Origin of the sequence: Rhodococcus antarcticus (assembly GCF_026153295.1) — a bacterium.
Lineage (GTDB): Bacteria > Actinomycetota > Actinomycetes > Mycobacteriales > Mycobacteriaceae > Rhodococcus_D > Rhodococcus_D antarcticus.
This window is the reverse complement of sequence record NZ_CP110615.1, coordinates 336,073-362,238: the sequence shown is the minus strand read 5'-3', so window position 1 is coordinate 362,238 and position 26,166 is coordinate 336,073. Positions and strand designations below refer to the sequence as shown.

Genomic DNA, 26,166 nt, shown 5'->3' with positions numbered 1-26,166 from the left:
ACGTCGCGTCAGGCCACGGCGCTCGCGATCGCGGTCCGGTTCACGTCGCGCAGCAGGTCCATGATGACGGTGACGTCGTTCGGGAACACGACGTCGACCTGACCGTGGTCGGTGTACGGGGATTCGAACAAGCGCCCCGGCTCCATCACGCCGTTGGCGGTGAGCTCGTCGACGATCGCGCCGACGTACCGGACCTGGGCCAGGGGGGAGCGGGTGTCGTCGAGGTAGGCGGCGAAGCGCTCCGCGACCACGGAGCGGTCGAGGCCGACGAGTGAACGGACGAAGGGACCCAGCTCACCCGCGCGCTCGATCACCCAAGCCTGCGCGGCTCGTCCCCGTCGGTCGAACCAAGGTGACACGGTCAGGGTCGGCTCCTGGAGCACCCCCGTGCGCTGCAGGTGCAGGACGACGAGCAGCCGCCCGAGCCGGCCGTTGCCGTCACGGAACGGGTGCAGCGTCTCGAACTGGTAGTGGGCCATCGCGGTCGCCACCACCGGGTCGATCCGGCCGGCGTGGTCGGCGCGCAGCCAGCCGACGAGGTCTTGCACTCCCATCTCCAGTGGCGGCCCCGGTGGCGCCGGCACGAGACGCGCTCCATGAATCGGGAACCGAGACGCGTCAGCATCCGCGCGTCGACCGATCACCACCTGCGCCTCGCGCAGGTCGCCGAACGTCTCAGCCAGCGGCATCCCGAGCATGAGCAGCGCGTTCAGCTCGCACAGGAACGCAGTAGAGATGGGACGGCGCTCCCCTACCCAGGCGAGTCCGTGGTTCGCCATTCGCTCGTAGCTGAGGATCTCGCGCAGGTCAGCCGAGCCCGGGTCGTCCTCGTCCGCCACCAGGACAGCGTCCAGCGGCGCGCACGTGCCTTCCAGCGCCGACGTGCTCTGCGCCTCGGTGCGCAGCGTCGGCAGCCGCCTCGCGGCCGACCATCCGGTACATGACGTCGGCGTCAGTGTTTGTGAGCTCGCTCCACCGCAGGTGCTCGTGGCCAGGCAGGAACGGCGGGTTGGTCACCGGGCCGCCGATGGCGCGCCCCTTGACCTCGGCGAGGGTCTGCAGGCCGTCCAGGCGCCGCAGGACCAGAAGGTAGGTGATCTGCTCGATCACCCGACGGGGTACTTGTCCCCCGACTGACCAGGAGGCGCCGCGGACGCGCTCGACCGTGCCCGCGAGCTCGCCCGTGACACTCCCGCTGACCCTGTCGGCCGAGCCGGTGGGACCATCGCCAGCGTGACCCGCACCCTGGAGCCGCTGGCCGTGCCGACCGGTCCGGCCGTGCTCGCGCTGCTGCCCGCGCTGGCCGACGCCCTCGACGGTCGTGGTCCCGCGTGGCTGCCCGTCCCGGCCGGCGACGAGCGCGAGACCGCCCGGCTGACCTCGGCGCTCGACGCGGGCGGTCCGGTGGACGACGCAACGGCCCTGGTGGTGGCGACCTCCGGCTCCACGGGCACCCCCAAGGGCGCGCTGCTCTCCGCGGCCGCCCTGCGCGCCAGCGGCGCGGGTGCCTACCGCCACCTCGGTGGGCCCGGCTCCTGGCTGCTGGCCCTGCCCGCGCACCACGTGGCGGGCATGCAGGTGCTGGTCCGAAGCGTGCTGGCCGGCACCGAGCCCGTGGTGGTCTCCCCCGGAGCGGCCCCGGCCGAGCTCGAGGTGGCCCTGGCCCGGATGCCCGCCGGGCGGCGGTACGGATCCCTCGTGCCCACCCAGCTCGTGACCGCCCTGGACCACCCCGGGGCGACCACCGCCCTGGCGTCGCTGGACGCCCTGCTCCTCGGCGGTGCCGCCACCCCGCCCGCCCTGCTCACCCGGGCGGTCGCGGCCGGGATCACGGTGGTGCGCACCTACGGGATGAGCGAGACCTGTGGCGGCTGCGTCTACGACGGCGTCCCGCTGGACGGGGTGGCCGTGCGCATCTCCGGCGGCCGGGTGCTGCTCGGCGGACCCACCCTCGCCGCCGGGTACCGCGGCCACCCCGAGCACCCCGCGTGGGCGGAGCCCGGGTGGTTCCGGACCGACGACGCAGGGGTGCTCACCGATGGCGTCCTGACGGTGCTCGGCCGCCTCGACGACGCCATCTCCACCGGCGGGCTCACCGTGGTGCCCCAGCTCGTCGAGGCCGCGCTGGGCACCCACCCCGGGGTGCGCGAGTGCGTGGTGCTGGGCGTGCCCGACGAGCACTGGGGGCAGCGGGTGGTGGCCGTGGTCGTGCCCACCTCGCAACCGCCCTCCCTCGCCGAGCTCCGCGACCACGTCGCACGGACCCTGGACCGCTCCGCCGCGCCCCGCGAGCTGCACCTGCGCACCGGGCTCCCCCTGCGGGGACCGGGCAAGGTCGACCGCCGCGCGCTGCTGGCCGAGCTGACCCGACCGCGCGGCTGAGCAGCCTCTCGGCGAGGATCAACCCATGGCCACAGCCGCACAGTGGGTGGAGGGCGCGCGCCCCCGCACCCTGCCCAACGCGATCGCCCCTGTCCTCGTCGGCACCGGGGCGGCCGCCGGGCTCGACGGGTTCGCCCCCGGCAAGGCGCTGCTCGCGCTCGTCGTCGCCCTCGCCCTCATCGTCGGCGTCAACTACGCCAACGACTACTCCGACGGCATCCGCGGCACCGACGACGAGCGCGTCGGTCCGCTGCGCCTGGTCGGCTCGAGGGTCGCCGCGCCGCAGCAGGTGAAGATCGCGGCGCTGGCCTGCTTCGCCGTCGCCGGGGTGGCCGGGCTCGTGCTCTCGCTCACCACCGCGTGGTGGCTGCTGCTCGTCGGGGCCGCCTGCGTGGCGGGCGCCTGGTACTACACGGGCGGGCGGAACCCCTACGGCTACAGCGGGTTCGGTGAGGTCTCGGTGTTCGTCTACTTCGGCCTGGTCGCCGTCCTGGGCACCGAGTTCGTCCAGGCCGAGCGGGTCAGCTGGTCGGGCCTGGGCTGCGCGGTGGCCGTGGGTGCGTTCTCCAGCGCCGTGCTGGTGGCGAACAACCTGCGCGACATCGGCTCCGACACCGCGACCGGCAAGCGCACCGTGGCGGTCCGCCTCGGCGACGCCCGCACCCGCACCCTGCACCGGGTGCTGCTCGGAGTGCCCCTGGTGGTGAGCCTGCTGCTGGTGCTCACCACCCCGTGGTCGCTGCTCGGGCTGCTCGCCGCCCCGCTGGCCGTGCGGGCGAACGCCCCGGTGCGCTCCGGCGCCCTGGGGATGGCGCTCATCCCGGCGCTGCGCGACACCGGCCTGGCCATGCTCGCCTGGGCCGCGCTCACCGGCCTCGCGCTCGCGGTGGGCTGACCCGCCCGACGGTCAGCCGCCCTGGGGGGCGTCGGGCAGCGGGGTGGAGCTGAACGAGTCCTGCCAGGTGGCCGCAGCCCCCGAGTCGCCGATGAGGTAGACGTCGTAGACCGCGGCCACGGCGGCGAGCACCGCGAGCACGGCGACGACCGTGGTGACGACCCTGGTGGTCGGCGCGAGGTAGGTCCGCGTCAGGGTGGCGACGCCACCGCCGCCGCCGCCCGGCCGCTCGATGAGCGCATCGGCCTCGCGACCGCGCCACCACACCACCAGCGCCATGGCGGCGAGCGGGATCACGACGTAGAGGGCCGTGTCGCCCTGCTCGGCGTGCTTGCGCACCGTCTCGGTGGATCCGACCCGGCTCTGCAGCCACTCCCCCGCACTGGTGGTCACCGGCACCAGGGCCAGCACCACGAGGGAGAGCACGGCGTTCGGACCGGCCAGGCGCTCGCGCAGCGACGGTCGGGCGATGCTGAGCACGAGCAGCAGCGCCGCGAGCGGCACGAGCACCACGATCGCGTGCACCAGGAGGATGTGGGCGGGCAGGCCGTTCAGGGTGGACATGGACACCAACCCACCACAGCAAGCCCGCGCCCGCCCACGGTGCTCAGCCGGCGCTCAGCCCGACGGCCGCGCCCGTGCCGGGAGCTCGCCGGGTCAGTCCCACTCGCCCGTCGTCGCGAAGCGCTCCAGCACGGCCGTCGCCGGGGCGAGGTCGAGCCCCTGGGAGGCCACCCACGCGTCGTCGTAGTAGGTGTGGCCGTACCGCTCGCCGCCGTCGCACAGCAGGGTCACCACGCTGCCGCGCCGACCCTGCTCCACCATCTGCGCCACCAGCCCGAACGCGCCCCACAGGTTGGTCCCGGTGGAGCCGCCCACCCGGCGCCCGAGCGCCGTGCTCGCGTGCCGTGCGGCGACGATGGACGCGGCGTCGGGCACCGCCACCATCCGGTCGATCACCTGGCCCACGAACGACGGTTCCACCCGCGGGCGGCCGATGCCCTCGATCCTCGAGCCCCGGACCCCGACCACGCCGGGATCGCTGTCCCGCCACGCGTCGAAGAAGACCGAGTGCTGCGGGTCGACGACGCAGAGCCGGGTGGACAGGCGCTGGTAGCGCACGTAGCGACCGATGGTGGCGCTGGTGCCCCCGGTGCCCGCCCCCACCACCACCCAGTCCGGCACGGGGTGCCGCTCGAGCTGCATCTGCGTGAAGATCGACTCGGCGATGTTGTTGTTGCCCCGCCAGTCGGTGGCCCGCTCGGCGTGGGTGAACTGGTCCATGAAGTGCCCGCCCCCGGGGCCCGAGCACTCCTGGGCCAGCCGGTGCGACTCGGCGTAGATGGTCCCCGGGTCGGCCACCAGGTGGCACCGACCGCCCCGGGCCTCGATGAGGGCGATCTTCGACGGGCTGACCGTGGCGGGCATGACGGCGACGAAGTCCAGGCCCAGCAGCTGGGCGAAGTACGCCTCGCTGATCGCGGTGGACCCCGAGGACGCCTCGACGACGGTGCTGCCCTCCTGGACCCAGCCGTTGCAGATCGCGTACAGGAACAGCGAGCGGGCCAGGCGGTGCTTGAGGCTGCCGGTCGGGTGGGTGGACTCGTCCTTGAGGTAGAGGTCCACGCCCCAGCGTGCGGGCAGGGGGTAGCTCAGCAGGTGGGTGTCCGCGCTGCGCTGGGCGTCCGCCTCGATCAGGCGCACCGCCTCGTCCACCCACACCCGCGAGCGGGACCGGTCCAGGACCTCCCCCGCGGCGCTCACCGGGGCTGGTCGGTGTCCGGCTCGCCCGACAACCTCGCGTGCAGGCGGTCCTTCTCGGCCCGGCGCCGCGCGTCGACCACCACGATGCCCGCGTTGACCCGCTTGCGCAGGCCGTTGAACAGCACCAGCGACAGCGGCAGCTGCGCCACCAGCGCCACCAGCAGCGCGACGATGAGGGGCACCGGGGCGCCCAGCAGGGAGCTGACACCCAGCACCACCCCGGCGATCACGACCACCAGCAGCAACCGGGCCCCGCTGAACATCGCGACGTCCCTGGCCAGTCGCTTCTTGGCCGCCGACAGCTCGGCCGGGGTGGGCTCGACGGCGTCCGCGGGGGTGGTCACGGAGCCCACGGTACCGCCGCCCGTCCCGCTCAGCCCTGGTCGGGCCCGCCCTGCGGCACCCCGGTGTTGGGCCGGCCCTCGAAGCGGGTCGACAGCACCACGGTGGTGCGGGTGCGCGCGACGCCGTCGACCTTGCGCAACAGGACCAGCACCCGCTCCAGGGCGTCCACCGTCGGTACCCGGACCTTGACGATGAACGCCTGGTCGCCGGCGACGGCGTAGCAGCTCTCCACCTCCTCGACGGCGGCGAGGGACGCGGCGATGGCCTCGTCGTCCCCGGTGTCGGACGGCTCGATCCCCACGAGCGCGGTCACCCCGAGCCCGACGGCCGCCTGGTCGACGACGGCGTGGTAGCCGGTGATGACCCGAGCGGTCTCGAGCTTGGACACCCGCTCGTGGACCGCGGAGGCCGACAGGCCCACCGTGCGGCCGAGGTCCGCGAACGTGGCACGCCCGTTCGCGCGGAGCTCGTCGAGGATCAGGCGGTCGGTGGTGTCCAACGGGGGCTGCTCCTCGGGCTCGGGTGTCGACGGGTCCCACCCTGCCGCACCCGGGCGGTGGTGCGCCCGCTCGGGCGCGACGGGCCTCGGTGGCGGCCCCCGGCGGACGCAGGCACAGTCGGGGGTGGCGGTCCCGCCGCAGCCCGGGTGGTGGTGCTCGTGCAGACCCGCAGAGCTCCCCCGGTACCCGCCCGATTGGCCCGAAACGACCCTTACCTGCGCTTTACCAACAGACAAGCGGTCGAGTACCCGGGGGGTGCGGTGTCACCATTGGGGCACCGGTCCCGCCCGACCGGATCGTCTGGATGCTGGAGGCACTCATGACCACCACCGCTCACTCCCCGATCACCACCGAGCAGGGTGCGCGCACCGAGCGCCTGCTGACCCCGGGTGAGGTCGCCGGCCTGTTCCGTGTCGACCCCAAGACCGTCACCCGCTGGGCCTCGGCCGGGCGCCTGGGTTCCATCCGCACCCCGGGTGGCCACCGCCGCTTCCGCGAGTCCGAGGTCCGCGGGCTCCTCGCCACCCTCACCACCGAGGCCACGCACCCCGTCGTCAGGCCCTGAGGGCCTGCTCGTCGGCGCTGCCGCCGCGCCCCGTCAGAACCAGGGTTACCCTCGGTCAAGGAGGTGCGTGACGTGATCTACCTGCTCGCCCTGATCGGCCTGGTGACCCTCGGTGTCCTGTTCTGGCGCGTTTTCGGCCCGGACGTCACCAGCCAGCCCGCCCATCGCACCATCGGGCCCGACGACGACCCGGACTTCCTGCGGCGCATCGACCCCGGCGCGGCCAAGGGCCAGTCCGGCGACAGCGACGACACCGGCCCCTCGAAGCTCTGACGCAGCACGACGACGGCTCCGCAGCGCGTGCGCGCTGCGGAGCCGCTGTCGTCCTCGCTCAGGCGCCGGTCTGCCGGGCCATCGCGTAGGGGAAGTCGTCGGCCACGGTGGCAGCGAGCTCGAGCAGCGCGGCCCTCGTGGCGGGGCTCAGGCTCTCCAGCTCCACCTCCGCGCCCTCCTCGAGGTGCGGGTCGAACGGGATGACCTTGACCGCTCGGCAGCGGGCCGCGAAGTGCTCGGCCACCTTGGCCAGGTCCACCTTGCCCGAGCCCGGGCGCACCGAGTTGATGACGGCCACGGAGCGCCGGACCAGGTCGGCGTAGCCGTGCACGTCGAGCCAGTCCAGCGTGGCCGACGCGCTGCGCGCACCGTCGATGGAGCCCGAGCTGACCAGGACCAGGCAGTCGGCCTGGTCGAGCACACCCTTCATGGCCGAGTGCATCAGCCCGGTGCCGCAGTCGGTGAGCACCACGTTGTAGAAGTGCTCGAGCAGGTCCAGGGTGCGGCGGTAGTCGTCCTCGCTGAACGCCTCCGAGACGGCCGGGTCGCTCTCGCTCGCCAGCACCTCCAGGCGGCTGGGGCCCTGCGAGGTGTAGGCACGCACGTCGGAGTATCGGGTGATGCGGTGCGCGTCGCGCAACAGGTGCCGCACCGTGGCCGTGGTCTCCAGAGGGATCTTCTGGCTCAGGGTTCCGCGGTCGGGGTTCGCGTCCACCGCCACCACCCGGTCGCCGCGCAGGGAGGCGTAGGTGGAGCCCAGGGTGACGGTGGTGGTGGTCTTGCCCACCCCGCCCTTGAGGCTCAGCATGGCGATCTTGTAGCACCCCTGCAGCGGCTGGTTGATCCGCGCGATGAGCTCGCGACGGTGCACGTCCTCGGCGCTCTCGCCGAGGTTCACCGTGCGTCCGGAGGCGACGTAGAGCGCCCTGCGCCACCCGCTGCCGGGGGTGCGCCTGGTCTGGCGGAGCAGCCGGGCGGAGCTGAGGTCCTCCACCGAGGACCCCTGCTGCTCGGGCTGCGGGGCGGAGGACGGCGGGCCCGCGTAGCCGTTGTCAGGTGCGTACGGCGAGGCGTGGTAGCCCTGCGGTGCGGATCCGGCCGGGCGCGGACCCTGGCCGGCGGGCGGCAGGGGGTAGCGCCCGCTTCCCGCGGGGGCAGGCGGCGCGTGCGGACCGGCCTGGGCCCCCGGGGCCGGGTGCGGGCCGGACGCGCCCGTCGGTGGGACGGGCGCGGCGTGCGCCCCGCTGCCCTCGTCGGACGGCGGCGGCTGCCAGCCCTGCGCGGTCACCCCGTCCGTGTTCTGCTCAGACACCCGTGCTGCTCCCCTCGTGGCCCGCGCTCGGCGAAGACGCTAGCCGACGCCGACCGCCGGGACAGCCGGTGCGGCCCCGGCCACCAGGCTCAGTTCAGGCCGGCGTAGGAGTGCAGGCCCGAGACCACGATGTTGATGAAGAACAGGTTGAACAGCACGACGCCGGTGCCCACGACGTTGATCCAGGCGGCGCGCGTGTTGCGCCAGCCCGCCGTGGCCCGGGCGTGCAGGTACGCGGCGTAGACGACCCAGGTGATGAAGGCCGTCACCTCCTTGGGGTCCCAGCCCCAGAAGCGGCCCCACGCGGCCTCGGCCCAGATGGCCCCGAGGATGACCCCCACGGTGAACAGGGGGAACGCGAAGATCGCGGTGCGGTAGGCCACCCGGTCGAGCGCCTGCGCCCCGGGCAGCCGTGCGGCGAGCCGGCCGACGGTGCTCGAGCCCTCGGCCCCTTCCGCGTGGTGGCGGCGCAGCAGGAACAGCAGGCTCGCGATCCCCGAGAGCAGCAGCACCCCGGACGCCGTGGCGATGACCGAGACGTGGATGACCAGCCAGTAGGACTGCAGGGCCGGAACGACGGGGGCCGAGCGGGCGTAGAGCACGGTGCCGGCGATGAACATCAGCACCACGACCGGCAGCAGCACGAACACCGACAGCGGCCGCACCGTGTGCTTGCGCAGCATGACGAGCGTCCCCAGCACGGCCACGGCGGTGGCCAGCGAGGTGAACTCGTACATGTTGCCCCAGGGCGCCCTGCCGGCGGAGATGCCGCGGAAGACGAGGGAGGTCACCTGGAGCACGAGGCCCAGACCGACCAGCGAGATACCCATCCGGCCGAGCCGGTCGCTCAGCGGCCGTCCCGCGGGGGTCTCCACACGACCGGGCCCTGCGGGCTCGGCCAGCGGCACCGACCCGGCCCCGACGAGCTCGCGGGCGGTGTCCCGGCGGACGACGGCCCGGGTGCTGGTGCTGGCCAGCTCGCACACGAGAAGGGCGGCGGCGAGGACGTAGACGGCCGTGGCGGAGCGGAAGGCCAGGTCGCTGTACTCGGCGAGGTCGGCGGTGGTCATCGCGGCGTGTCTCCCGGGGTGGTGAGGGTGGGGCTCGGGGTCGTGGAGGTGGTCGGGGCGATCGTGGTGGTGAGCCGGTCGAACTCCTCGCCCCAGCCGGCCTGGTCGGTGCGCGCAAGGCCACCCACCTCCACCACGGTACGGCTGCGGGACCCGTCCGGCCCGGTCGGGCCCGGCACGAGCCGTACCCACACCCGCCTCCGCTTGACCACCAGCGAGGCCATCAGGCCTGCGGTCATGGTGACGGCGAAGATCAGCACGTACACCTGGCCGGGGTCGTGCGAGGTCTGCAGCGAGACCCACTGGGTGACGGAGGCGAACTGCACCGTCGTGCCGTCCGACAGCGTCGTGGACTCGCCCTGCTTGAGGTTGACCCGTGCTTCGCGCACCAGCCGGCCGCTGGCCTCCAGCTTCGGGTCCAGGGTGAAGATCGACTGGGGGGCGCCGCTGTCGAGCCCGGCGTCGCCGCGCAGCACGTCCACGGCCACCTGCGGGTCGTTCAGCTGGGGGTTCGAGGAGCTGAGGATGGTGCCGTCGAGGTTCGCCGTCGGGGCGAACAGCCCGGTGACGGCGATCTGGTTCCGCCGGCGGTCGTCGGCGTCGGGGTAGAGCCCGGCCGGCGGGTCGAAGCGCAGGGTGCCCGAGCTGAGGAACGTCGTGGCGTCCTCGGGACGGAACTGCAGGGTCTGGGTGCGGGTCTCGCCGTCGGGGTAGGTGACGGTGAACGTGGGCGCGAAGCCGTGGCCCAGCAGGTAGACGCGGTCCCCGTCCAGGCGCAGGGGGCTGTTGACCCGGAGGTCGTAGGGCCGCCAGGTGCCCGTGGTGAGGTCGTCCCCGCTCTGGTACTCCACGTTCGCGTTGAAGCTGCTCGCCTGCCCGCTCGGCAGGTACGTGGCGGTGAAGGTGTCGACCTTGACGCAGAACGGGACGAGGCCGGTGCCGTCCTCGTTGAGCCCGGCGCGGAAGGAGTCGTAGGCCGCGGTGGAGGTGTTGCAGAACTCCGAGGCCGGTCCACCGTCGGCCAGCGCGATGACCTGGCCCTCGTAGCCGAACAGCTTGCCGACGCCGATGCCGATGAGCAGGCCGACGAGGGAGAAGTGGAAGACCAGGTTGCCCCACTCCCGCAGGTGGCCGCGCTCGGCGGAGATGACGACCTCCCCGGCCCGGTCGCCGGTGCCCTCGTGCCGCGCGGTGCGCCAGCGCCTCAGCGAGGCCTGCACCTGCTCGGCCGCGGCGTCCACGTCCAGGTCGATGGTGGACTCGTGGTGGTGGGGCAGCCGGGCGAGGTTTCGGGGGGCCGGCACGGGCCTGGCCCGCAGGTTCTTCGCGTGGTCCCAGCTGCGCGGCAGCAGGCAGCCGATGAGCGAGACGAACAGCAGCACGTACACCGCGGCGAACCAGGGGCTCGCGAACACCTCGAACAGCCCCACCCGGTTCATCAGCGGACCGAAGGTGGGGTGCGCCACGATGTAGGCGTCGACCTTCTGCACGTTCAGGCTGCGCTGCGGCAGCAGCGCGCCCGGCACCGAGGCCAGCGCCAGCAGGAACAGCAGCACCAGGGCGGTGCGCATGCTGACCAGCCCGCGCCAGGCGTTGCGCACGGCGGCGAGCGGCCGGCGGGGCGGCTCGGGAGCCTTCGGTGCCGGGGTCGGCCGGTTGTCGGTCGTGGTCACGCGTCCTCCGTCATATCGGTAGCACCGTGCTCGCGATCGGGCCGGTCTGCAGGGCAGCGACGAGCTCGGCCCACGCGCCGGTGACGAGGGCGACCCCCACCCCGACGAGCAGCACGCCCCCGGTGACCTGGATGGTGCGGGTGTGCCGGCGCAGCCACCCGACGCTGCGCAGCGCGGCGGTCCCGCCCAGGGCGAGCAGCACGAACGGCAGGCCCAGGCCCAGGCAGTAGGCGACCACGAGCACCAGTCCGCGCAGGGCGGTGGTGCCCTCGGTGCCCGCGGCCAGGGAGATGACGCCGGTGAGGGTGGGCCCCAGGCACGGTGCCCACCCGAGGCCGAACACCGCGCCCAGCAGCGGGGCACCGATCAGGGTGGGGATGCGCCGCGGCTCGGGGCGCGTGTCGCGCTGCAGGGCGGGCAGCAGGCCCACGAACACCAGGCCCATGACGATGGTGACCACGCCGCCCACCCGCTGCAGCACCTCAGAGTTCAGCCGCAGGGTGGAGATGACGCCGAGCACGGAGACGGTGGCCAGGCTGAACACCACGGTGAACCCGGCCACGAACAGCCCTGCGGCCCCGGCGACCCGCCAGCGCCCGGAGCGCCGGGTGCCCGCCTCGGCGGCGGTGACGGCGGGGGCGTCGGCCCCGACCACCCCGGCCAGGTAGGAGAGGTAGCCGGGCACCAGTGGCACCACGCACGGGGAGGCGAAGGAGACGGCCCCGGCCAGCACGCTCGCACCGAGCGCCAGCAGCAGCGGGCCGGAGATGGCCGTGGTCTGGAACGCCTCCCCCACCCCCTGTGCGAGGACGCCCTGCGCGGCACTCACGAGGTGGGCACCGGGACGGTGGTGCTGCTCGCGCCGGTCGTCGGCGGGCTCTGGCTCGGTGCGGGGGACTCCGCTGCCAGCCTCTCCACGACGGGCCGGAGCTGGGCCGCCGTGACCCTCCCGATGAAGATCTGCGCCACCCGGTGCTCCCGGTCGAGCACCACCGTCGACGGCGTCGTGCTCGTGGGGAAGTCGCCGCCCAGCGCGACCAGGGTCCGGTACGACGGGTCCCAGATCGACGGGTAGGTGATGCCGGTGTCGCGGACGTAGTCCTGCGGGGCGGAGATGTTGGGGTCCTTGACGTTGAGGCCGAGGAACGCGACGCCGGACGCCTGGGTCGCGGTGTAGACGTCCTCCAGCTCCGGGGTCTCGACCCGGCACGGTGCGCACCACTGGCCCCAGATGTTGAGCACCACCACCTGGCCCGCGAAGTCGTCCACGGAGACGGACCGGGTGGGGTCGAGCAGGTCGGGACCGGACAGTGTCCCGATGGTGCCGCGGCTGCTCGGCGGGTCGTAGCTGATCTCGGTCTTCCCACCGGGCGAGACGAACTGGAAGCTCCCGCCCTGGACCACGGCGTCGGAGCCCGAGCTGCAGCCGGAGAGGACCAGCGCGGCCGCGAGGACCCCGACGGCCAGGCGGGCCCTCATGCGCCCGTGATCCGCGGGTCGGACGCCCCCGCCGGCTCCGAGTACACGACGTCCACGAGCTCGGTGCCGGAGAACACCAGGCTGGTCAGCGACGCGAGGCCGCACTGGCGACGACGCGGGTCGTGCCACAGCCGCTGGCCCTGCAGGAACCGCCGCAGCGTCCAGACCGGGAGCTGGTGGCTGACGCACACGGCCTCGTGGCCCTCGGCGGCCTCGCGGGCGCGCTGCGCGGCGGCCATCATCCGGTGCGCGATCTGCAGGTAGGGCTCGCCCCAGGAGGGGGTGAACGGGTCGCGGAGCTTGGCCCAGTGGCGCGGCCGGGTCAGCGCGCCGTCGCCCACGGCCACCCGCAGGCCCTCGAACTGGTTGCCCGCCTCGATGAGGTCGTCGTCGGTGGCGAGGGTGAGCCCGTGCGGGGCCGCGATCGGATCCGCGGTCTCCTGCGCGCGCTGCAGCGGCGAGGCCACCACGTGGGTGATGTCGTGGTCGGACAGGGCGGTGCCGACGGCCCGCGCCTGGGCCACGCCGACGTCGGAGAGCCGGAACCCGGGCAACCGTCCGTAGAGGATCCCGTCCGGGTTGTGCACCTCGCCGTGGCGCAGCATGTGCACGACGGTGGCGGGCCCGCTCACGACCGCGTCTCCTGCGCCTGCGCCGCCGCGCGGGCCGCGTGCGGCAGGGCAGCCGCGACGACGTCGAAGGCCTCGTCGTCGAGCGCGGCGGAGATGAACCACGCCTCGAACGCGCTCGGCGGCGCGTACACCCCGTGGTCGAGCAGGGCGTGGAAGAAGGCCGGGAAGCGCCAGGTCTGCGCCGCCTTCGCCCCCTCGTAGTCGGTGACGGCCCCGGCGGCGAACACCGGGTTGAGCATGCTGCCGGCGCGCTGCACGTGGTGCACCACGCCCTCGGCGGCCAGTGCGTCACCGATGAGCCCCGCGAGCCGGTCGGCGTTGGCGTCCAGCGCCGCGTACACGGCGGCGTCGGCGTGCCGCAGCGTGGTGAGCCCCGCGGCCACGGCGACGGGGTTCCCGCTCAGCGTGCCCGCCTGGTACACGGGCCCGTTCGGAGCGAGGTGCGCCATGACGTCGGCCCGCCCGCCGAACGCCGCGGCGGGCAGCCCGCCCGACATCACCTTGCCGAAGGTGTAGAGGTCGCCCGCCACCCCGTCCAGGCCGTACCAGCCGGCCGCGGAGACGCGGAAGCCCGTCATCACCTCGTCCATGATGAGCAGCGCGCCGTTCTCGGTGCACAGCCGCGCGAGCCCGGCGTTGAAGCCCGGAGCGGGCGGCACCGCACCCATGTTCCCGGCGGCGGCCTCGGTGATGACGCAGGCGATCTCGTGGCCCCGCTCGGCGAACAGGGCGGCCACGGCGTCGAGGTCGTTGTAGGGCAGCACCACCGTGTTGGCGGCCTGCGCACCGGTGACCCCGGGGGTCGAGGGCAGACCCAGGGTGGCGACCCCGGAACCGGCCTCGACCAGCAGCGCGTCCACGTGACCGTGGTAGCACCCGGCGAACTTGACGACCACGGTGCGGCCGGTGAACCCGCGCGCCAGGCGCACCGCGCTCATGCAGGCCTCGGTGCCGGAGTTCACCAGGCGCACCTGCTCGACGGGCTCGACGCGACGGATGATCTCCTCCGCCAGCTCGATCTCGCCCTCGGTGGGCGTCCCGAAGCTGAGCCCCTTGCCGGCGGCGGTGCGGATGGCCTCGACGACCGCCGGGTGCGCGTGACCCAGGATCATCGGCCCCCACGAGGAGATGAGGTCGACGTAGCGGTGGCCGTCGGCGTCGGTGAGCCACGGGCCGGAGCCCGACACCATGAACCGGGGTGTGCCCCCGACCGAGCGGAAGGCCCGGACGGGCGAGTTCACCCCGCCTGGGGTGACCTCGCTGGCCCGGGCGAACAGCGCGGCGGAGGTCGGGGCGGCCTCGCTGCGCGCACCCGTCGTACTACCCGTTGTCGTCGTCACGCAGACCAGTGTCCCAGCCCCGGCGAGTGCTCGTGGTGTGGGGGCGCGAGACCCTGCCCACGTCGGTCCGACGTGTCGGTCGCGTGACGACCGCGCGGCGGGTGTGCGCCACCCCCGCGGGGTTGCGCAGGTCGATCTTCCACCGGGTCGAGGCAGGCCGGAGGCCGGGAACCGGCTAGGTGCGAGGGCCGGGCACGGTGGCGACCAGTGCCGCGCGCAGGGCCTCGTCGTCCCGTGCCCAGGCCTGGACGGTCCGCCCGTCCCGCAGCCGGAGTCCGATCCCGGTGCGGCGCCGAGGAACCGTCGGCGTCTCCCCCAGCGCGCGGGCCATCTGCCAGCTCGCCCGACCGTCGGGATCGGCGGCCAGCACCTCGGCGACGGACGCCAGCTCGAGGACCTCTGCCCCCTGGCGCAGGTGGTTGGTGGTGAGCTCGACGGTGCTGTGCCGCCGCGCGCCCAGCACCTGCAACGAGGTCACGGCGGTCAGGAGCACGGCCGCACCGACCCAGCCCAGGACGTGCACCGGCAACCCGCGCACCGCCTCGAGCACCCCTCCGGCCAGGCAGAGCGCGGGACCCCACACCAGCGAGCGCCACCGCGCGCCCGGCTCGACGAGCAGCGGCTGGGACGCGGTCACGTCGCGGCGGGCTCCGCCGGGGTGAACCAGGCCGCGGTCGAGGGCAGGAACACCAGGACGCACGCAGCGATCAGGGCGATCGCCACGAGCGGCGTGCCGCCGAGGCCGAGCACGAAGGACCCGAGCTGCAGGATCACGAGCAGCGCGGACACCGCGACCTCTGCGCGCCGGAAGCGCGGGTCACCCCGGCGCACGCCGGCGGCCAGGAAGCCGACCACCAGCCCGCCGAGCACCGAGGTGGCGCCCTGCACCACCAGGAGCTGCAGCGCGGAGCTGATGACGTCCTCGGCGACCCCGCGGTCGCGCAGGGCCTGCCGGACGGTGTCGTGCGGCAGCAGCAGGGCGTAGAGGCCGAGCAGGACGAGCGCGACCCCGCTGAGCACGAACATCCAGTACCCGGCGCTGACCTGCCGGGGCCGTGGGTTGCCGCCGTCCGCACCGGTCACGGCTCAGTACTTCGGCCGCGGGGCGAAGTAGTCCCGCGCACCGCCGGTGAACATGTAGATGATGGCCGCGACGATGAGGATGGCACCGACGAGGCCGAAGCCGGCGTCCACGATGCTGGCGCTGCCCAGGCCCGCGACGGTCAGCAGGACCGAGAGTCCCCCGAGCACCGTCAGCACGATCCGGGCCCAGCTGCGCCCGCTGCGCATCCTGAACACGAAGAACAGCTGCAGCGCGACGAACAGCAGCGCGAAGACCACTCCGACCACGACCCCGACCCGGATGATCGTCTCGACGTCGGCCTGGTTCAGGCTCGGATCGGCACGCACCTGGTCGGCCAGCTGGGCCCGCACCGTGTCGCCGATCGTGGCGAACGCCACCACGCTGCCCGCGAGACTGACCACCATGTTGGCCACCCACAGCCAGAACGCCGTGGAGACCTCGCTCGGGCGCACGACCGGCGGCGGGGTGCCCCCGGGCATCGGGGCCATGCCGCCGTACCCGTGGGGCTGCCGGGCCCAGCCCTGGTCCGGCTGACCACCGTGGGGCTGCTGGCCCCAGCCCTGGTCCGGCTGACCACCGAGGGGCTGCTGGCCCCAGCCCTGGTCGTCGGAGCCTCGTGGTGTCGTCACGCCACCAACCTAGACGGAGCGCCCCGGCGTCACGACCGACCGCTCAGCGGACCCAGCCCGCGACCTCGGTGGCCCAGTAGGTCAGCACCACGTCCGCACCCGCGCGGCGGATGCCCGTCAGGCTCTCCAGCACCGCGCGGTCACGGTCGATCCAGCCGTTCTGCGCCGCCGCGGTGATCATCGCGTACTCGCCGCTCACCTGGTACGCGGCCACCGGGACCGGCGAGCGGTCGGCCACCTCCCGCAGCACGTCGAGGTAGGCCATCGCAGGCTTCACCATCACCATGTCCGCACCCTCGGCCAGGTCGAGGTCCACCTCGTGCAGGCTCTCGCGTCGGTTGGCCGGATCCTGCTGGTAGGTCTTGCGGTCCCCGCGCAGGGTGGAGCCGACGGCCTCGCGGAAGGGCCCGTAGAACGCGCTGGCGTACTTCGCGGAGTAGGCCAGGATCCCGGTTCGCTCGAGGCCCGCGGCGTCCAGGCCGGTGCGGATCGCCGCCACCTGTCCGTCCATCATCCCGCTGGGGCCCAGCAGGTGTGCCCCGCACCCGGCCTGCACCAGCGCCATGTCGACGTAGCGCTCCAGCGTCGCGTCGTTGTCCACCGAGCCGTCGGCCGCCAGGACACCGCAGTGGCCGTGGTCGGTGAACTCGTCCAGGCAGGTGTCGGCCATCAGCACCGTGTCGTCACCGAGCTCGTCGCGCAGCAGCCTCAGGCCCACGTTGAGGATGCCGTCCGGGTCGGTCGCACCGGTGCCGGTGGCGTCCCTGGTCTCGGGGACCCCGAAGATCATCAGACCGCCGACGCCCGCAGCCACGGCCTCGACGGCCGCCGCGCGCAGCGAGTCCGGCGTGTGCTGGACCACCCCCGGCATGGACGTGATCGGTCGCGGCTCGGAGATCCCCTCCGCCACGAACATCGGCAGCACCAGGTGCCGGGGCTCCAGGGACGTCTCGGCGACGAGACGACGCAGGGCCGGGGTGGCTCGGAGCCGACGGGGACGCTTGATCGGGACCATCAGACCTCCCGGGGTCGTGGTTGGCGGTGGGGCACCTGTCCCCGACCTTCACGCACGGGCGGGCCGTCGCACCTTCTTGCGGGGGGGCGGCAGGGCGCCTTCGGACCGCAGCCGGCTCGCGTGCTCGGCCAGGGCCTCGACCAGCGACGCGACGTCGGCCGACTCCGGCTGCACGTCCACCCGGAGGCCGAACTCCAGCGCGGTCTCGGCCGTCTTGGGTCCGATGCACGCGACGATCGTGCGGCTGTGCGGCTTGCCCGCGATGCCGACCAGGTTGCGCACGGTCGACGAGGACGTGAAGCACACGGCGTCGAACCCGCCGGACTTGATCATCTCGCGGGTCGAGCTCTCCGGCGGGGCCGCACGCACGGTCCGGTAGGCGGTCACGTCGTCGATCTCCCAGCCGCGCTCGCGCAGCCCCTCGGCGAGGGTCTCGGTCGCGATGTCGGCGCGGGGCAGCAGCACCCGGTCCACGGGGTCGAACACGTCGTCGAAGGGCGGGAAGTCCGCCAGCAGACCCAGGCTCGACTGCTCCCCGGAGGGCACCAGCTCGGGGTTGATCCCGAAGGCGCGCACCGTGTTCGCGGTCGCCTCGCCCACGCAGGCGATCTTCACCCCGGAGAACGCCCTGGCGTCCAGGCCGAACTCGGCGAACTTCTCCCACACCGCGCGCACGGCGTTGGTGGAGGTGAACACCACCCACTGGTAGCGGCCGTCGACCAGGCCCTTGACGGCGCGCTCCATCTGCGCCGGGCTGCGCGGGGGCTCCACCGCGATGGTGGGCACCTCGACGGGCACCGCTCCGTGCCCGACGAGCCGCTCGCTCATCGCCTCGGCCTGGTCCTTGGTCCGGGGGACCAGCACCTTCCAGCCGTACAGCGCCCGGTTCTCCCACCAGGAGAGCCGACCGCGCGACCCGACGAGCTTGCCGACGGTGAGCACGAGGGGTCCCGCGGCCCCCGCGCCGAGCTCGTGCAGCGCGGCGAGCGTGGTGTCGACGGTCTGCTGGTCGCAGGTGGTGCCGGCGCTGGTCACGGCGACCGGGGTCTGCGGGGCGAGGCCGTGCTCCACGAGGGCGCTGGCCGCCTCCGCGAGGTGCTCGGCCGTGGCGTGCAGCACCAGCGGACCCGGCGCGGCGGCGACCGCAGCCCAGTCGACCCCACCGCGCACGTCCACCTCGGTGTGCCCGGAGCCGAGGGCGAGCCCGGCGTAGGTCGGGACGGCGGTACCGGCGGGCAGGCCTGGCACCACCTCGAACGCCACGGCCGTCCGGGCGACGGCGAGGGCCTCGGCCACCACGGCGTCGCTGGTCAACGGATCCCCGGAGACGAGACGGACCACGTCGCGGCCGGCCTTCGCCTCCGCCACGAGGACCTTCGCCACCTCGGCGGGATCTCCGACGGCGGGCCGGACCTCGGTGGCGGGACCCTGACCGGTGTCGGGCAGGGCCGCCCCCAGCAGGGCCAGCACCTCGGGCGCGACGTCCGGGTCGGTGACGGCCAGGCCGGTGGTCGCGAGCACGGCGTGCGCACGGACCGTGAGCAGCGCCGGGTCGCCCGGTCCGGCTCCGACGAACAGGATCCGACCGGGGGTTGTCTTGCGCGCTCGGCTCATCGCTCGCTCTCCAGTGCTGGGTCGCCACCCGGTTCCTGGGTGGACGTGTCGTCCGGTCGTGCTGTCACGGGGTCGCCACCGCGGTCATCAGGTCGTGCGCGCCCATCTCCAGGAGCTCGGCGGCCACGGCCCGCCCCAGCGCCACCGCGTCGGACACCGGACCGACGGCGGAGGCGCGGAGCACCTCGGACCCGTCCAGCGCCGCCGCGCAGCCGCGCAGGGACATCTCCTCGAACACCCGGCCGTCGTCGTCGAGGGACTCGACGATCTCGGCCACCGCGCCCACCGGGGCGGTGCACCCCGCCTCGAGGGCGGCGAGCAGGGCGCGCTCGGCGTCCACGGTGGCACGGCTGGGCGGATCGTCCAAAGTGGCGAGCACCGCGGTCGTCGCCAGGTCGTCGGCCCGGCACTCCACCGCGAGCGCTCCCTGGGCCGGGGCCGGCAGCACGTCGATGGGGTCCAGGGCCTGGGTCACCTCGGCCAGCCGTCCCACCCGGGAGAGTCCGGCGCGGGCCACGACCACGGCGTCGAGCTCGCCGGAGCTGACCCTGGCCAGCCGGCTATCGATGTTGCCGCGGAGCGGGACGAGCACCAGCCCCAGCCCCAGCGCCAGGATCTGGGCGACCCGGCGAGGGGCGGACGTCCCCACGGTCGAGCCGGCGGGCAGCTCGCCGAGCACCATGCCGTCGCGGGCCACGAGCGCGTCGCGGGTGTCCTCGCGCACCGGCACCGCCGCCAGGGTGATCCGGCCGTCGGGCGCGGTGGGCAGGTCCTTGTAGGAGTGCACGGCAACGTCGACGTCACCGCGGGCCAGCGCCTCTCGCAGTGCCGCGGTGAACACCCCGACGCCGATCTGCTCGACGGGGGCGTGCGAGCCGTCGCCAGCCGTGTGCACCACCACGAGCTCGGCGGGAGTGCCGGCGGCGATGATCGCGTCGCGGACGGTGCCGGCCTGGGTCAGGGCGAGCACGCTGCCCCGGGTGCCGATCCGCAGCACGGCGACGTGCGCGTCCACGGTCCCCGCGCTCACGAGTCCTCACCCCCGAGCAGCCGGTCCTCGACGGTGCCGGGGCCGTCCTCGGCGCTCAGCAGCTCCGTCGGGCCCGCCACGGCGTCCACCGTGCCCGGCCCGAGCCCGAACAGCTCGCGCAGCGCCTCGGCGTAGCTGTCGCCGCCCGGGGCGGACGCGAGCTGCTTGACCCGCACCGTCGGCGCGTGCAGCAGCTTGTCCACGACCCGGCGCACGGTGCGGGCCACCTCGTCGCGGTCCTGGCCCCCCAGTCCCGGCAGCCGTGCGTCCAGGCGCAGCAGCTCCGCCTCCACCACCTCGGCAGCCCGGCGGCGCAGGGCGGTCACCGTGGGGGTGACCTCGGCCGAGCGCTGCGCAGCCAGGTAGCCCGCGAGCTCGGCCGCGACGATCTGCTCGGCGGCCGCGGTGTCGTCGGCTGCTGCACTGGCCCCGGGGTCGCGCTGCAGGGTCTCCAGGTCCACCAGGACCACTCCGGGCAGCGACGCCACGGCGGGGTCCACGTCCCGCGGGAGCCCCAGGTCGCACACCACGAGCGGCCCACGGTCGGCGGACCGTCGGGCGAGCGCGGTGTGGGCCTGCGCCAGGGTGACCACCGTGCCCACCGCGCCCGTGCAGGTGACGAGCACGTCGGCCTGCGCCAGGGCTGCGGGGAGCTCGTCCACGGCGATGGCCCGCGCGCTCACGCCCTGCACGGTGGCGGCCAGCACCGAGGCGCGCGAGGGCGTGCGGTTCGCCACGAGGATCTCCGCTGCGCCGGCCCGCTGCAGGTGCGCGACGGCCAGGCCGCCCATCGCTCCGGCGCCGAGGACCACCGCCCGCCGTCCGGCCAGGCTGGCCACCCCCAGGGCCGCCGCCGCGCGGGCCAGCGCCACGGAGACCACGGACGCCCCGGCGGAGTCGATGCTGGTCTCGGAGTGCACCCGCTTGCCCACGTGCAGGGCCTGCTGGGCGAGCTCGTGCACGGTGCGCCCGGCGGCCTGCTGGGCGTCGGCCGCGGCGTAGGCGGCCCGGATCTGGCCCAGGATCTGCTGCTCCCCCTTGACCATCGAGTTCAGCCCGCTGGCCACCCGGAACAGGTGCTCCACGGCCTTCTCGCCGTAGAGGACGCGGAGCCCACCCGGCCCGGCCAGGTCGGTGAGCTCGGCCACGGTCGACCCGGCGTGGTCGGCGAGCACCTGACCGACGTCGGCCAGCGCCCCGTGGAAGGCGTCGACCACCGCGTACACCTCGACGCGGTTGCAGGTGGAGACGAGCATGGCCTCGGACACGCGCGGAGAGCGCAACAGCTCCTCGAGCAGCTTGGGCCGGTCGGTGTCGGAGACGGCCAGGCGCTCGAGCGCAGCAACCGGCGCGCTCTCGTGCGACATCCCGACGAGCAGAACACTCACGGCACGACCACCGGCCCGTTCTCGGTGACAGGGACCCGAACGCCAGGACCGGCAGCGGGATCGAGCTCGTGGGCGCCGTCGCCGATGGTCTCGGCGGCACGGCGGGCCATGTGGAAGGAGAGGACCTGCATCTCGACGGCGAGGTCCACCTTGCGGACGTCCACGCCGTCGGGCACCTGCAGCACCACGGGCGCGAAGTTGAGGATGCAGCGCACCCCCGCGGCGACGAGGCGGTCGCAGACGTCCTGCGCAGCCTCGGCCGGGGTGGCGACCACACCGATCGCGATGTCCAGCTCGGCGCACACGGCGTCGAGCTCGTCGAGGTGGCGCACCGCGGTGCCGCCGACCTGCTCGCCGACCAGCGCGTGGTCCTTGTCGAACAGGGCCGCCAGCGCGAAGCCGCGCCGGCTGAAGCCGTCGTAGCCCGCCAGGGCGTGACCCAGGTTGCCGGCCCCGACCAGCACCACCTGGTGGCCGCGGTCGAGCCCCAGGGTGGCCTCCAGGCGGGCGACCAGCCGGGGCACGTCGTACCCGACACCGCGGGTGCCGTTGGAGCCCAGGAACGAGAGGTCCTTGCGGAGCTTGGCCGAGCCGACCCCGGACGCGGTGGCGAGCTCCTCGCTGGACACCGTCGGAGTGCCTGCCTCCGCCAGTGCGCAGAGCACGCGGAGGTAGACGGCGAGCCGGACCACGGTGGCCTCCGGGACAGCCCGGGTGGCCGTGGGATCGACGCCGGGCACCGGCACCGGCACCACGGGGCGCGGCCCAGCCAGGGCTCCCCGGGCCTGGTGGTGCTGGCTCACGTGTGCTCTCCCAGCGGTGGCGGTCCCCACCCCGGAGGGCTCGGCACGGCGGTGGACTGGCTCGTCTCGACGATGCCCCGGCGGCGCGCGCCCGGAGTGTGGCCCGGACGGCGGAGAGGGGCTCCCACCTGCAGCGTTGACCCCACGGTAACCGCTTGTGAAGACAGGCACAAAGTGACCGGGTGTGGCGTGCGCCATGTCCACCCTCGCGCGGGGGGACACCGTCGGACGACGCGGGATCGGCTCAGGGCGACGGGTCGTGGACGGAACGGTCCGGACGCACCAGAGCGCCCCGGCCGGTGGGCCGGGGCGCTCTGGGTGCAGATGTCGTGCTGGTGCTCCGGTGGTGCGTCAGCTCGGGGAGCTGGTTCGGACTACTTCGCCGGCGGGGTCAGGACGGTGCCGATGGCGAACACGGTGGCGTTCGCGGTCGGGATGTTGCCGCAGAGGACCTCGTTGCCGTTGATGAGGGGAGCGGCGGCGGTGCCGGTGATCTTGACCTCGCCACCCTGCACGGACTTGACGGAACCGGCGGCGACCAGGCCGGCGGCGTCGTAGCGCTTGGGGATGACGTGGTAGGTCAGGATCGTGGTGAGCTGGCCCGACGGGTCGGCCAGGAGCTTGTCGAGGGTGCCGGCCGGCAGCGCCGTGAAGGCGGAGTCGATCGGGCCGAAGACCGTGTAGGCCGCCTTGGTGTCGTTCAGGGTCGGGACCAGGCCGGCCGCGGTGACCGCTGCGGTGAGGGTCTTGAACAGCGGGTTGTTGCTGGCGGCGGTGCCGACGGCCGCGTCGACCATGCCGGCCGCGGAGCCGGGGCCCGTGGTGGGGACCTGCGAGCAGGCCGGGCCGAAGATCTGGTCGATCTTGGTGACGCCGTCGGCCGAGCCGGCGGTGGCGGCCTTCGAGGAGGAGGGCGCCGCGGTGGTGGTCTTGGCGGCAGATGCGGTGGTGGAGCTCGACGTCGTGGACGCCGTCTCCCCGCTGCTGCAGGCCGAGATGGTGAGGGTGAGGGCGGCGAGGGCGCCGACTGCCGCGAGGCGCTGGGTCTTCTTCACGAGAGGAACCTCCAAGTTGCGGGCCCAGTGCGTCTGGGCCGTCGTGTGTACCTACGCAGGAAGTCCTGCGTCCGGTTCGATCCGAGAAGATCACGGTTCAGCATCGACCGCAGACCCGGCTGAGCTCCACGGGCAGAACGAGTCTCGATCGATACCTTCACCTCACGCGCACCTCACGGTCCACAGTGGATCGACCACGGCGGACCCTGGGGTGCTCCCGGCGTCAGCGCGCCGAGAAGTTGATGCGGTGCAGGCCCGACTGTCCGTCGGGGAGCACCGGGCTCATGACGTCGGTCTGGAGCTGACCGTTTCCGTCGTAGGCGCGGCAGGAGAGGAAGTGGTTGCCGGCGCTGACGTTGGGCAGGTCGATCCGCCACATCCGCCACGTGCTCGGCCCCTCGTCGTCGGCGAGGCGGGCCTCCATCCAGCTGCCGTTCTCGAACTGGACCTCGACCTTGGAGATGCCGTTGGGCTGCGACCACGCGACCCCGGTGGCGGACACCGTCCCGGTGGGGACGGGCTCGGTGAGCCCCTTCGGGAAGACGATCTTCGACCCGGTCTTCACCGGTGCGGTCGCCGCGTAGTCGCGCGTGGTCCAGTAGGCCTTCTTGTCGGCGAACGACGTCACCTCGATGTCGACCAGCCACTTGGTGGCCGAGCAGTAGCCGTAGAAGCCCGGCACGATCATCCGGACCGGGAACCCGTGCACCTGGGGCAGCGGCTCGCCGTTCATGTTCACCGCGAGCATCGCACCGCGGTCGGCCTCCAGCACCGCGGCCAGCGGCGTGCTGGCGGTGTACCCGTCGCTGCTCGTGGAGAAGATCTGGTCGGCGCCGCCCTGCGGTCCGGCCTCCTTGATCAGGTCGGTCAGCGAGACCCCCACCCAGTCGGCGGTGCTCACGAGCTCGCTGCCGATGACGTAGGAGATGCAGGTGAACGTGAGGCGCTTCTCGATGAGCGGCCGGGCGATCAGCTCGGCGAAGCTGAGGGTGATCTCCTTGTCCACCATGCCGTGGATGCGCAGCGACCAGTCCTGCGTGGTCAGCGCGGGACCGTCACCGAGGGCGATGTCCACCCGGTAGAAGTCCGCGTTCGAGGTGATGAACGGCAGTCCCTTGTCGGCGGAGAAGTCGGCGGAGGCCTTGAGAGCCGGAAGTGGGTCGGGCGCGGCGATCGTGCCCACGCCGGCCTGCGAGCTCGCGATGTCGACGCGGCCGAGCAGCTGTCCGCCGTAGCCGGCCGCACCGGCCACCACCGCGACCCCGGCCGAGGTGCCCAGGAAGCCACGCCGGGACACCCCGTGCGAGCTTCCCGCGGGCTCGTCGACCGGGGTGCCGTCCGCGGCCGGGTGCGAGGCTGCGGCGAGCTCGGTGGCGGTGGCGTTCTTGGCCGTGAGGACGTGCCCGGAGCGGGCCAGCGTGGCCCGCCGCAGCAGCAGCAGGGCCGCCACTCCGGCCACCGCGGCGACCACGGGAGAGACGAGGCCGACGGTGGTGGTGTTCGGGCGGCTGTTGACGGCCACCAGCCCGACCACGCCGAGAACGACGACCAGGATCACCCCCGGCAGCGCCCGGCGCCGGGAGATCAGCCCTGCGACGACGCCCAGGATCACCATGGTGATGCCGACGCCGAGCAGCAGCACGGGCTTGTCGTTGGCCCCGAACGTGCTGATGCCGAACTCACGGAGCCCCTTGGGCGTCCGGTCGATCGCCGCGTTGCCGACTGCGAGGAACGGCGTCGACGGCGGGTTGACGAGACCGGCGACCAGGTTCGAGATCCCTAGTGCCGCACCAACTGCCAGTACTCCCACGAGGATCGAGGCGGGTACCGAGATGCGGGGGTTCTGCTGCTCACTCATGCAGGTAGGTTCGCACGGCAGGGGTGCTCCGGTTCGCTGCCGCGGCAAGGATGGGCGCGGACAGGAGCTACCTCGGCTCGGGGGGCCACCCACTGGAGGCCAAGATCAACCGAGCTGGAGATCGTGTCGCAACCGTGACTCGTCGACGCCGCCGTAGCTGTGCTCCCGCCCGTCCAGGAGCACCACCGGCAGCCGGTCGCCGAACTCCGCGCGGGTCTCCCGGTCGCCACTGCCCGCGGCCGCATCCACGTCGAGCGACGCCCACACCAGGCCCAGCTCCCCGCAGATCTCGTCGAGCCGGTCGGCTGCCGCGTCGCACGCGGTGCACCCCGCGCGGGTGAGCAGCGTGATGCGAGAAGGGGTGGGCACTCCCGAAGTCTGCCAGCAGGCTCGGTCTCTTCCGGGTGGCCCGGAGGAGGCCCGCCCGTCCCGCCGCACAGGGCCCGCGGCGTCGACCGCTACCGGGCGGTAACAACGGCTATGATCTGGCCCACGTCACCGTGGACGTCCGCACCGCGGCGCCCGCGCCACGACGAGGAGGGGGTGGAACATGTCGGCTGCCGAGCTCCGGACCGCCCCTGTCCTGCCCCTCCAACGACGATCGCGCCGATGAGGTGCGCGTGAGCGCGCGACCGTTGTCCAGCGCCCCCAGCCCCCGCGACGGCGCCGATCCGGTCGAGCCCCCCAGGACCGACCCCGTCGACCCGGCAGCACCTGCGCTGGAGATCGTGGCCGAGCCGCACCCGCTGGGCCGCACCGACGCCGAGGAGCGCGACGTGCTGGCGACGTGGGCGCTGGTGCACGCGGCCCAGGCCGGCGACACGGCCGCCTTCGGCGCCCTCTACGACCGCTACGTCGACATGGTCTTCCGGTTCGTCCTCTACCGCGTGGGCGACCGGCTGCTCGCCGAGGACCTCACCAGCGAGGCGTTCCTGCGAGCGCTGCGCCGGATCACCTCGGTGAGCTACCAGGGCAAGGACGTCGGCGCGTGGTTCGTCACCATCGCCCGCAACCTCGTGCTCGACCACGTGAAGTCCAGCCGCTACCGGCTGGAGGTGACCACCTCGGAGTTCCGCGACTCCGACTCCTCCGACGACCCCGAGGCGGAGGTGGTCGCCGGCGCGGTGAACGCCGCGCTGATGGAGTGCGTGGACCAGCTCGGGGAGGACCAGCGCGAGTGCATCTCCCTCCGCTTCCTGCAGGGTCTCTCCGTCGCCGAGACGGCCGTGGTGATGGGACGCAACGAGGGTGCGGTCAAGGCGCTGCAGCACCGCGCCGTCCGTCGCCTGGCCAGCCTCGTCCCGGCTGACCTCCGCTGACCCACAACCCCACGGATACCATGATCGACACGAGTGGCGCGGACCCCGTACCCCCAGGCCACCCCCGTCGTTCTCCAGAGCAGGAGAACCGGCCTCGGCCGGGGCTCCTCGCACCAGGCGGACGGCCGTCCCCGAGGACGT

General features: G+C 73.7%; 29 protein-coding genes. 5 read left to right on the top strand and 24 right to left on the bottom strand.

What is annotated here, in order from left to right; genetic code table 11:
- Positions 1 to 8: 8 nt before the first annotated feature.
- Together RHODO2019_RS01845 and RHODO2019_RS01840 are read right to left on the bottom strand one after the other, a co-directional pair.
- On the bottom strand, positions 9 to 854 hold the full coding sequence (locus RHODO2019_RS01845) for a Fic family protein (protein ID WP_265384889.1): 846 nt from the start codon (positions 852 to 854) through the stop codon (positions 9 to 11).
- Entirely contained in the window at positions 808 to 1,110 is a 303-nt protein-coding gene (locus tag RHODO2019_RS01840; RefSeq protein WP_265383370.1) for a hypothetical protein, read from the bottom strand. The genes RHODO2019_RS01845 and RHODO2019_RS01840 overlap by 47 nt, the downstream gene beginning before the upstream one ends.
- Positions 1,111 to 1,233: 123 nt before the next feature.
- Between RHODO2019_RS01840 and menE the strand changes: the two genes are divergently transcribed.
- Together menE and RHODO2019_RS01830 are read left to right on the top strand one after the other, a co-directional pair.
- A complete protein-coding gene (menE, locus tag RHODO2019_RS01835; protein ID WP_265383369.1) occupies positions 1,234 to 2,382 on the top strand; it encodes an o-succinylbenzoate--CoA ligase in 1,149 nt (382 codons plus the stop codon).
- Between the two features lie 25 nt (positions 2,383 to 2,407).
- Entirely contained in the window at positions 2,408 to 3,277 is an 870-nt protein-coding gene (locus tag RHODO2019_RS01830; RefSeq protein ID WP_265383368.1) for a 1,4-dihydroxy-2-naphthoate polyprenyltransferase, read from the top strand.
- Between the two features lie 12 nt (positions 3,278 to 3,289).
- Here RHODO2019_RS01830 and RHODO2019_RS01825 read toward each other — a convergent pair whose 3' ends face one another.
- From RHODO2019_RS01825 to RHODO2019_RS01810, 4 genes are all read right to left on the bottom strand, one after another.
- A complete protein-coding gene (locus tag RHODO2019_RS01825) occupies positions 3,290 to 3,841 on the bottom strand; it encodes a DUF2231 domain-containing protein (protein ID WP_265383367.1) in 552 nt (183 codons plus the stop codon).
- Positions 3,842 to 3,934: 93 nt separating this feature from the next.
- The gene (gene cds1, locus RHODO2019_RS01820) at positions 3,935 to 5,041 is read right to left on the bottom strand and encodes an L-cysteine desulfhydrase Cds1 (protein ID WP_265383366.1); all 1,107 of its coding nucleotides are present in this window, start codon (positions 5,039 to 5,041) and stop codon (positions 3,935 to 3,937) included.
- A complete protein-coding gene (locus tag RHODO2019_RS01815) occupies positions 5,038 to 5,385 on the bottom strand; it encodes a DUF4229 domain-containing protein (protein ID WP_265383365.1) in 348 nt (115 codons plus the stop codon). The genes cds1 and RHODO2019_RS01815 overlap by 4 nt, the downstream gene beginning before the upstream one ends.
- Positions 5,386 to 5,414: 29 nt before the next feature.
- The gene (locus RHODO2019_RS01810) at positions 5,415 to 5,885 is read right to left on the bottom strand and encodes an Lrp/AsnC family transcriptional regulator (RefSeq protein WP_265383364.1); all 471 of its coding nucleotides are present in this window, start codon (positions 5,883 to 5,885) and stop codon (positions 5,415 to 5,417) included.
- A 320-nt stretch (positions 5,886 to 6,205) separates the two neighbouring features.
- Here RHODO2019_RS01810 and RHODO2019_RS01805 point away from each other — a divergent pair, with 320 nt between their 5' ends.
- Together RHODO2019_RS01805 and RHODO2019_RS01800 are read left to right on the top strand one after the other, a co-directional pair.
- Positions 6,206 to 6,451 carry a BldC family transcriptional regulator gene (locus tag RHODO2019_RS01805; protein WP_265383363.1) on the top strand — a complete coding sequence of 82 codons (246 nt, stop codon included), beginning with the start codon at positions 6,206 to 6,208 and terminating at the stop codon, positions 6,449 to 6,451.
- A gap of 72 nt (positions 6,452 to 6,523) precedes the next feature.
- Positions 6,524 to 6,724 carry a hypothetical protein gene (locus RHODO2019_RS01800; protein ID WP_265383362.1) on the top strand — a complete coding sequence of 67 codons (201 nt, stop codon included), beginning with the start codon at positions 6,524 to 6,526 and terminating at the stop codon, positions 6,722 to 6,724.
- A gap of 58 nt (positions 6,725 to 6,782) precedes the next feature.
- Here the strand turns inward: RHODO2019_RS01800 and RHODO2019_RS01795 are convergent, their stop codons facing one another.
- The 18 genes from RHODO2019_RS01795 to RHODO2019_RS01710 all read right to left on the bottom strand — a co-directional run bounded on the left by RHODO2019_RS01795 (position 6,783) and on the right by RHODO2019_RS01710 (position 25,075).
- The gene (locus RHODO2019_RS01795; RefSeq protein ID WP_265383361.1) at positions 6,783 to 8,036 is read right to left on the bottom strand and encodes a MinD/ParA family ATP-binding protein; all 1,254 of its coding nucleotides are present in this window, start codon (positions 8,034 to 8,036) and stop codon (positions 6,783 to 6,785) included.
- An 89-nt stretch (positions 8,037 to 8,125) separates the two neighbouring features.
- Positions 8,126 to 9,106 (bottom strand): c-type cytochrome biogenesis protein CcsB, encoded by a 981-nt coding sequence (ccsB, locus tag RHODO2019_RS01790; protein WP_265383360.1) that lies wholly within the window; start codon positions 9,104 to 9,106, stop codon positions 8,126 to 8,128.
- Positions 9,103 to 10,779, bottom strand: a complete 1,677-nt coding sequence (resB, locus tag RHODO2019_RS01785; RefSeq protein WP_435532158.1) for a cytochrome c biogenesis protein ResB — start codon at positions 10,777 to 10,779, stop codon at positions 9,103 to 9,105. Before resB ends, ccsB begins: the two co-directional genes overlap by 4 nt.
- Before the next feature lie 10 nt (positions 10,780 to 10,789).
- Positions 10,790 to 11,608 (bottom strand): cytochrome c biogenesis CcdA family protein, encoded by an 819-nt coding sequence (locus tag RHODO2019_RS01780; RefSeq protein ID WP_265383359.1) that lies wholly within the window; start codon positions 11,606 to 11,608, stop codon positions 10,790 to 10,792.
- Positions 11,605 to 12,258, bottom strand: coding sequence for a TlpA disulfide reductase family protein (locus RHODO2019_RS01775; RefSeq protein WP_265383358.1), 654 nt, complete (start codon positions 12,256 to 12,258; stop codon positions 11,605 to 11,607). Before RHODO2019_RS01775 ends, RHODO2019_RS01780 begins: the two co-directional genes overlap by 4 nt.
- The gene (locus RHODO2019_RS01770) at positions 12,255 to 12,863 is read right to left on the bottom strand and encodes a histidine phosphatase family protein (protein WP_265384887.1); all 609 of its coding nucleotides are present in this window, start codon (positions 12,861 to 12,863) and stop codon (positions 12,255 to 12,257) included. The genes RHODO2019_RS01775 and RHODO2019_RS01770 overlap by 4 nt, the downstream gene beginning before the upstream one ends.
- A 23-nt stretch (positions 12,864 to 12,886) precedes the next feature.
- Positions 12,887 to 14,230, bottom strand: a complete 1,344-nt coding sequence (hemL, locus tag RHODO2019_RS01765; RefSeq protein ID WP_265383357.1) for a glutamate-1-semialdehyde 2,1-aminomutase — start codon at positions 14,228 to 14,230, stop codon at positions 12,887 to 12,889.
- Between the two features lie 175 nt (positions 14,231 to 14,405).
- A complete protein-coding gene (gene mce1N / locus RHODO2019_RS01760; protein WP_265383356.1) occupies positions 14,406 to 14,867 on the bottom strand; it encodes a transport-regulating membrane protein Mce1N in 462 nt (153 codons plus the stop codon).
- Positions 14,864 to 15,313: a hypothetical protein gene (locus RHODO2019_RS01755; RefSeq protein WP_265383355.1), complete on the bottom strand. Its 450-nt coding sequence runs from the start codon at positions 15,311 to 15,313 to the stop codon at positions 14,864 to 14,866. The genes mce1N and RHODO2019_RS01755 overlap by 4 nt, the downstream gene beginning before the upstream one ends.
- Positions 15,314 to 15,316: 3 nt before the next feature.
- Positions 15,317 to 15,943: a hypothetical protein gene (locus RHODO2019_RS01750; RefSeq protein ID WP_265383354.1), complete on the bottom strand. Its 627-nt coding sequence runs from the start codon at positions 15,941 to 15,943 to the stop codon at positions 15,317 to 15,319.
- A gap of 43 nt (positions 15,944 to 15,986) precedes the next feature.
- The gene (hemB, locus tag RHODO2019_RS01745) at positions 15,987 to 16,958 is read right to left on the bottom strand and encodes a porphobilinogen synthase (protein ID WP_265383353.1); all 972 of its coding nucleotides are present in this window, start codon (positions 16,956 to 16,958) and stop codon (positions 15,987 to 15,989) included.
- A 48-nt stretch (positions 16,959 to 17,006) separates the two neighbouring features.
- Positions 17,007 to 18,572: a bifunctional uroporphyrinogen-III C-methyltransferase/uroporphyrinogen-III synthase gene (locus RHODO2019_RS01740; RefSeq protein ID WP_265383352.1), complete on the bottom strand. Its 1,566-nt coding sequence runs from the start codon at positions 18,570 to 18,572 to the stop codon at positions 17,007 to 17,009.
- A 64-nt stretch (positions 18,573 to 18,636) separates the two neighbouring features.
- On the bottom strand, positions 18,637 to 19,602 hold the full coding sequence (hemC, locus tag RHODO2019_RS01735; protein ID WP_265383351.1) for a hydroxymethylbilane synthase: 966 nt from the start codon (positions 19,600 to 19,602) through the stop codon (positions 18,637 to 18,639).
- Positions 19,599 to 20,990, bottom strand: a complete 1,392-nt coding sequence (locus RHODO2019_RS01730) for a glutamyl-tRNA reductase (RefSeq protein ID WP_265383350.1) — start codon at positions 20,988 to 20,990, stop codon at positions 19,599 to 19,601. Before RHODO2019_RS01730 ends, hemC begins: the two co-directional genes overlap by 4 nt.
- Positions 20,987 to 21,793 (bottom strand): redox-sensing transcriptional repressor Rex, encoded by an 807-nt coding sequence (locus RHODO2019_RS01725; protein WP_435532157.1) that lies wholly within the window; start codon positions 21,791 to 21,793, stop codon positions 20,987 to 20,989. The genes RHODO2019_RS01730 and RHODO2019_RS01725 overlap by 4 nt, the downstream gene beginning before the upstream one ends.
- A 374-nt stretch (positions 21,794 to 22,167) precedes the next feature.
- Positions 22,168 to 22,848, bottom strand: a complete 681-nt coding sequence (locus RHODO2019_RS01720; protein ID WP_265383349.1) for a fasciclin domain-containing protein — start codon at positions 22,846 to 22,848, stop codon at positions 22,168 to 22,170.
- Positions 22,849 to 23,071: 223 nt separating this feature from the next.
- Positions 23,072 to 24,706 (bottom strand): molybdopterin-dependent oxidoreductase, encoded by a 1,635-nt coding sequence (locus RHODO2019_RS01715; RefSeq protein WP_265383348.1) that lies wholly within the window; start codon positions 24,704 to 24,706, stop codon positions 23,072 to 23,074.
- A 105-nt stretch (positions 24,707 to 24,811) separates the two neighbouring features.
- Positions 24,812 to 25,075 (bottom strand): glutaredoxin family protein, encoded by a 264-nt coding sequence (locus tag RHODO2019_RS01710; protein ID WP_265383347.1) that lies wholly within the window; start codon positions 25,073 to 25,075, stop codon positions 24,812 to 24,814.
- A 251-nt stretch (positions 25,076 to 25,326) separates the two neighbouring features.
- Between RHODO2019_RS01710 and RHODO2019_RS01705 the strand changes: the two genes are divergently transcribed.
- On the top strand, positions 25,327 to 26,025 hold the full coding sequence (locus RHODO2019_RS01705; protein WP_265383346.1) for a sigma-70 family RNA polymerase sigma factor: 699 nt from the start codon (positions 25,327 to 25,329) through the stop codon (positions 26,023 to 26,025).
- Positions 26,026 to 26,166 lie beyond the last annotated feature (141 nt).